We start from the raw sequence: 5,309 nt of genomic DNA on the forward strand, positions 1-5,309 counted from the left end.
CAATTACAGGAGATACTCCTCCCAATTCTATTCCCGGGGCAATTAAGCTTGTAAAACTTGCAGCAAGCATAACCCCTGCAGCGAATCCCAACCCTATATCACTAATTTTCTCGGGCAGTTTCTTAAAGAGTAAAACTGGAATGGCACCTAACGCATTAAAAAGTGTTGTAAGCAAACCGCCCAGAAGAGCCAATAGTAGAATGTTTCCTCCAGAAAGAATCAATAGTAACTCTTCAAAATCCAATACATCAATGCCTCCACTTAATTGTAGGAACTCTCCTTACTGCATAAATTTTGTCTTGTAATTAAGCTTATCTATTAATTTTAACATTTTGTACATACAGCTTCACGAGATAATGAACATATCTTAACAATTAAACATTATTATTCAGAGGATGAAACATGAAGTATGAAGATTCATGGACTAAACTTGAAAGAGACATTGTCAATTGCAAGAAGTGTGAAAGATTGGTTAAATGGAGAATAAAAGCTTCACTAAATCCTCCAAAAAGATTTAGAAAAAGCAAGTATTGGGCAAAACCTCTCATTGGATTTGGTGACAAAAATGCAAGAATATTAATTGTAGGTTTAGCTCCAGCAGCCCATGGTGGAAATAGAACTGGAAGAGTATTCACTGGTGATAAAAGTGGAAACAACTTAATGAAAGCCCTATATAATGTTGGAATTGCAAACCATCCATACTCAAATTCAAGGGATGATAACCTGAAACTCAAAGACACTTATATTACAGCAGTTTTGCGTTGTCCACCACCAGCAAATAAACCTCTAAAGAAAGAGCTAGATAATTGTAGAGATTTCTTAGCAAGAGAAATAATGCTTTTAGAAAATGTAAAAGTCGCAGTTGCACTTGGATCTATCGCATATATCAATTTACTTAAAACCTACAGGAAATTAGGCTACAATGTACAAGCCGAGAAATTTAAACACGGAGCTACAGCTAAAATTTATCGAGATAATAAATTAAAGTTCATCGTTATAGTCTCTTATCACCCCAGCCCCCATAACGTAAATACAGGGAGATTAACCATACACATGCTAGAAGAAATATTTAGAAAAGCATTAACATTTACCAGACATTTTTAACTTAAAGTTTATAAGGTAAAAACTGACTAAGAAAGCGGTTTAAACAAAAGACTTTATATGGTAATGAAAAATGCAATTAAAATACTATGATCATGTTCATGCTAAGTGCACTACCTGCATTAGCAACTCCTAAAGAAGCTATAAGAACAGCCTGTGGCATGTTCTTCACATCTACGAGCATGGCAGGAATAATTATGCCAATAATAGTATCACTATTAGTCGATCTATATGGAAGATAAATCTCATTCACATTATATCTAATATAAATCTGGATCACTTACGCTCATATGGCGTTATAATGAAAAGAACAATTGAAGAAATAACTAGAAAGGCAGATAGAGCATAGGGTGGTTGAGTATGAATAGATGCTATAAAACCTGCAATTAAGGGGGAGGTGATTCCAATTACCTTTGAAGCAGCACTTAAAACACCCATATAAGTTCCCTCAGACTTCTCAGGTATAATTAAATAGAGAAATGTCTCTTTCAAATAACTATGTAAATAATAGTGGAGTTAACATGCAATGATAAATAGTATATCTCCCAGCTGGTTTAGGCAATTGACTTCAAGTTGTAAGAAATTTCATAGCAACTTAACCCATATTGCCTCAAGGCATCTGTAGATCAGCTGGAAAGATACTAAAATAGTATGCAATATTAATTTATTGAAGAAACAAATCGTATAGAATGACGAAATTAAAACTAGATGAGAAGACAAAAGTATTTTTGAAATAAATCCAGATTAAAAAACATGAAGCTAAATGCAATTGAAATATTAAAGGCTGCGAAGCGATTAAAAGAAATAGCATATAAAACTCCACTCATATACTCACAAAAGCTGAGTCAAATCTCAAATGGAGAAGTATACTTAAAATTAGAAAATCTTCAAAGGACAAGGTCATTTAAAGTTAGAGGAGCATACAATGCAATTAGCCAACTATCCGAAAAAGAGAAGAAAAAAGGAATAATAACTGCATCATCAGGAAATCATGGAATAGCAGTTGCATATATCTCACAAATCTTAGGATTAAAGGCAAAAATAGTAATGAGTAAAAAAGCCTCTAAAGAGAAAATTAATCGATGCAGAGAACTAGGCGCTGAAGTAATACTTGTAGGAGAAAATTATGATGAAGCAGAAGCCTACTGTAAAAAACTAGTAAATAAACAAAAGTTAACCTACATTTCATCCTATGAAGACTATAAAGTTATAGCAGGTCAAGGAACAATAGCCTATGAAATATTAGAACAAAAACCCGAAATAAACACAATACTAGTTCCAGTAGGCGGTGGAGGATTAATATCAGGAATAGCCATATGGGCTAAAGCATTAAACCCCGAAATAAAGGTTATAGGAGTACAAACAACCAGAGCAAAAACAATGTATGAAAGCTTCAAAGCAAGAAAAGTAATCGACCTCCCAGTCGAACCATGCATAGCAGATGGATTAGCAGGTAAAATTTCTCCAATAACCCTAAATATAGCCTTAAAGTATGTTGACGACATAATACTTGTAGATGATGATAAGCTGATAGATGCAGTTCTATGGACGCTAGAAAATGAAAAACAAATAGTTGAACCATCAGGAGTAGTTGGAATAGCAGCAATAATACAAAACAAACTAAAAACATCTCCTAAAGCAAAAATAGCTATAATAGTCTCAGGAGGAAACATAGACATTTCACATTATATTAAAAAATAAATTGCTGTGACAAGTATGATTGTAGCTATAAATATTGACGTATCTTTCTACTTAGTCATTTAAATCTTTGCTTTTAGACTATTGTAATTTACAGTTAGATTGTGAAGTCATTTATGAACTTAGAGTTTGTGTGAGTAAGCTTTAGACTTATTTTGTCTCTGCTTTAGCCTATAAGTTATTTTTGCATGAAAACTTAAGTTCCAAGTTCCACATCTATTATGTAATAAATATTCTCCTTTCGAGAGATCTTCTAGGAAGCCTAAAATTTCATTTTCTAGATTTAATTCATCATAAACAACTTCGTATCCTAGAGCAAGACCAGAAAGGAAACTTTCAGGTATGAGGTTTCTTTTAAATTCCTCCACACTAAACACGTATATATCAAAGCAGTGATGTGGAAGTTCTTTATTGAAATTTTCAGATAATTTAGATTCAATATTAAATTTCTCTCTAAGACTATGAAGTTTATCTATAACTATTAACATGTCGAGATCTCTTCCCCTCCAAAGGTAGATTATACTGCCAAAAATAACTATAGCCTTAACAGCTTTTTCAACACATTACTGTAAATTAAAAACAGCATGTGGGTAATCACCATCATTAAAAGCCTTTTTTGCTCTATCAAAGTCTCTTTTATCCTCAATTAAAAATGCACTTGCAAAATTTTCATAAAATGTCATTCTTATCAAAATAGCATTCTCCCTAAAGATAAATAAAATCTTTTACCAACAACATCATCTAACGTCAATTTGATTGAAATAATTTAAGAATCACATTAAAACTTAAATTCTGCTGAGACAATTAAAATAGTGGCGATGAAGACCCGCTAGTGGGCCGAAAACTTTTATGTGGACCGCGTCCTTGACTGAGCCTGGGATGACTGTAGGTCTCCCTTGCTGAATTAATGATGAAAGCGGACCTCAAAGACCGAAAGGATTGTTAATATATTCTCACAATCAACCATTCCCCATTATCGATAAAGTAAAGTAAGATAGTAAATTTCGAATGAGTATGTTTGGCAGTTAACTTAGCTACTTTCTTGAATGTCTACGTCCTATTTATGCTTCTTTACGAATCAAAATATTAGAGTAGCATCATATAAGCATAATCAAGTCGATAATGAATCACTATTAGAAAAGAATACATGGATTTATAATCCGAGAGCACTTGCAATTTCCTTGAGAGCCGCTAAACTTAACTCTAGAAATTTAGTTAAATCAATTCCAATCTTTTCGCATAAGAGAATTTTATTTCTATTAACGCTTCTCGCAAAGTCTTTCTGTTTAAACTTTTTCCTCAAACTCTTGACCTTAACCTCTATAAGCTTCTTATTAGGCATTACAAGTGCAGTTGCAATTATCAATCCAGATACATGATCAGCAGCCCTCAATGCTAAAGCTAATTTGGTTTTAGCTTCAAATCCCAAATTCTCGTTATGACACTTAATGGCTTCAAGTCCTTCCTCAGGTAATTTGTCCTTTAAAATTTCAATAGTTCTTAATCCATGAACATTTAAATCACCATTAGTTAACTCATAATCTAAATCGTGAAGTAATCCAGTTAAACCCCATAATTCAGCATCTTCATTCAAATACTCAGCAATCCTTCGCATTATAGCCTCAACAGCTAACATATGTTTAATCAACTTGTCATTCTCAATATATTTCCTGATTAAGTTTAATGCCTCATCTCTACTAATCATACCAATAACCCACACCACCAAATTCTAAATACATTAGTAAAAAAGCATTTAAATCCATAATGCTTAGTAAGCAATACTAACATAGTGTTCTTAATTTACGTTATTAACTCAAACTCATAACATCTCAAATTCATTATTCGGATTCAGTTCTTCTCGGGTTAGTAGGCCTGCCATGTAAAGCTATGAACTTTCAATTCCCTTTATCGGGTTCCTTGAATATCCATGGGGCACTGATTTGAGGTTTGTAATTGCTCTTTCAATTCCCTTTATCGGGTTCCAATATACGTCAAGGAAAAAACAGTAGAGCAAATAGGCTTTCAATTCCCTTTATCGGGTTCCAAGTTATAGCTAAAATTGTAAAAGAAGGTTATCCAAAAGACTTTCAATTCCCTTTATCGGGTTCCTAGTGATATTGACTATACCACATTACCAGATGTATATGATTATCTTTCAATTCCCTTTATCGGGTTCCCCAAGTGGCATCCAATCCTAATGGACCATGTAACCAAAATCTTTCAATTCCCTTTATCGGGTTCCCTACTCCTAGCAAACTCATAATACTTCCTCTCAATATACAACTTTCAATTCCCTTTATCGGGTTCCCGCATACTCAAGCATACATCCCTTAATGCAAGAAGAACTCTTTCAATTCCCTTTATCTGGTTCCTTAGAAAAAATAGGGGGTGTTCTTCTTGCCAAGACGTAAACTTTCAATTCCCTTTATCGGGTTCCCGATACTAATTTTTCTTTTTTAGGGTTAAAAGACTTTCTGAAAGCTTCTTTCTCATACTATCATGGGAACCAA

Annotated in this window: 6 protein-coding genes, 2 pseudogenes and 1 CRISPR repeat array; of the genes and pseudogenes, 3 read left to right on the plus strand and 5 right to left on the minus strand. The window is 33.5% G+C overall.

Going from position 1 to position 5,309, the window contains the following annotated elements:
• Window positions 1-244 (minus strand): annotated as a pseudogene (locus ACW8TM_RS10250) (ZIP family metal transporter); the annotation flags it as partial.
• A gap of 158 nt (window positions 245-402) precedes the next feature.
• Between ACW8TM_RS10250 and ACW8TM_RS10255 the strand changes: the two are divergent.
• Together ACW8TM_RS10255 and ACW8TM_RS10260 are read left to right on the plus strand one after the other, a co-directional pair.
• Window positions 403-1,104, plus strand: coding sequence for a uracil-DNA glycosylase (locus tag ACW8TM_RS10255; RefSeq protein WP_491533197.1), 702 nt, complete (start codon window positions 403-405; stop codon window positions 1,102-1,104).
• A gap of 98 nt (window positions 1,105-1,202) precedes the next feature.
• Complete coding sequence (locus tag ACW8TM_RS10260) at window positions 1,203-1,343, plus strand: hypothetical protein (RefSeq protein WP_491533198.1); 141 nt, start codon at window positions 1,203-1,205, stop codon at window positions 1,341-1,343.
• 34 nt (window positions 1,344-1,377) lie between these two features.
• Here ACW8TM_RS10260 and ACW8TM_RS10265 read toward each other — a convergent pair whose 3' ends face one another.
• On the minus strand, window positions 1,378-1,539 hold the full coding sequence (locus ACW8TM_RS10265) for a hypothetical protein (protein WP_491533199.1): 162 nt from the start codon (window positions 1,537-1,539) through the stop codon (window positions 1,378-1,380).
• 315 nt (window positions 1,540-1,854) lie between these two features.
• Between ACW8TM_RS10265 and ACW8TM_RS10270 the strand changes: the two genes are divergently transcribed.
• Entirely contained in the window at window positions 1,855-2,802 is a 948-nt protein-coding gene (locus tag ACW8TM_RS10270; protein ID WP_491533200.1) for a threonine ammonia-lyase, read from the plus strand.
• A gap of 119 nt (window positions 2,803-2,921) precedes the next feature.
• On the opposite strand, the pseudogene ACW8TM_RS10275 reads toward ACW8TM_RS10270, so the two are convergent.
• The 3 genes and pseudogenes from ACW8TM_RS10275 to ACW8TM_RS10285 form a co-directional block, all read right to left on the minus strand.
• Window positions 2,922-3,341: pseudogene (locus ACW8TM_RS10275) on the minus strand (hypothetical protein); the annotation flags it as partial.
• Between the two features lie 21 nt (window positions 3,342-3,362).
• The gene (locus ACW8TM_RS10280; protein WP_491533201.1) at window positions 3,363-3,491 is read right to left on the minus strand and encodes a hypothetical protein; all 129 of its coding nucleotides are present in this window, start codon (window positions 3,489-3,491) and stop codon (window positions 3,363-3,365) included.
• Between the two features lie 461 nt (window positions 3,492-3,952).
• Window positions 3,953-4,504 carry an HD domain-containing protein gene (locus ACW8TM_RS10285; protein WP_491533202.1) on the minus strand — a complete coding sequence of 184 codons (552 nt, stop codon included), beginning with the start codon at window positions 4,502-4,504 and terminating at the stop codon, window positions 3,953-3,955.
• 187 nt (window positions 4,505-4,691) lie between these two features.
• Window positions 4,692-5,236: direct repeats of the CRISPR family, unit length 25 nt; unit sequence CTTTCAATTCCCTTTATCGGGTTCC.
• Window positions 5,237-5,309 lie beyond the last annotated feature (73 nt).

This window comes from Candidatus Culexmicrobium sp., assembly GCF_058356305.1.